The organism is Amphibacillus indicireducens, assembly GCF_039539605.1.
GTDB classification, from domain to species: Bacteria; Bacillota; Bacilli; order Bacillales; family Amphibacillaceae; genus Amphibacillus; species Amphibacillus indicireducens.
The window spans coordinates 1-504 of record NZ_BAABDL010000170.1 but is presented as its reverse complement, the minus strand read 5'-3'; the positions used below and the strand labels follow the sequence as shown (position 1 = coordinate 504).

Here is a 504-nt window from a genome sequence, read left to right as displayed (position 1 = left end):
TTCTTATAATGGTACGAGTACACCTTCTACAGATGCTGTGAAAGCAGTTATTGATGATTTAGTTGCGAGTGGTGCGGTCGATTCGAATCGCATTTATGTTGCGGGCTTTTCATGGGGTGGAGCATATACGAATACGTTATTAAATGCTTACCCAGGATTCTTCGCAGCAGGTGCGCCTATGTCGCCGGTATTTGGATCTCCTGATGCCGCTAATAATGACGCACATGCCGACTTAGCTTATTGGATGTTTGTCAATTCATATGACGGTTCGGGATATCAGAACAATTTCAATACATTTGTAGAGAGTAATTTACCAGCAATGAGGAATGCGAGAGGTTCGTTATTTGATAGTAATAAATCTTTTGTCTGGCCGTATAATCAATTTGATCAGCCGGAACAGAATCCTCCGTTACCAGCTGATCCTGAATGAGTAGATCCTAAGCCAACAGATCCAGATTCAACTGCGATTGATAAAACAGGAACTGGTGGTTTAGGTACGCTTCC

General features: G+C 42.5%; 1 protein-coding gene. It reads left to right on the top strand.

Annotation, left to right across the window (positions count from 1 at the left end):
- Nucleotides 1–430: prolyl oligopeptidase family serine peptidase (locus ABD814_RS13230; RefSeq protein WP_344914210.1), on the top strand; the 430-nt coding region annotated here is incomplete at its 5' end.
- Nucleotides 431–504 lie beyond the last annotated feature (74 nt).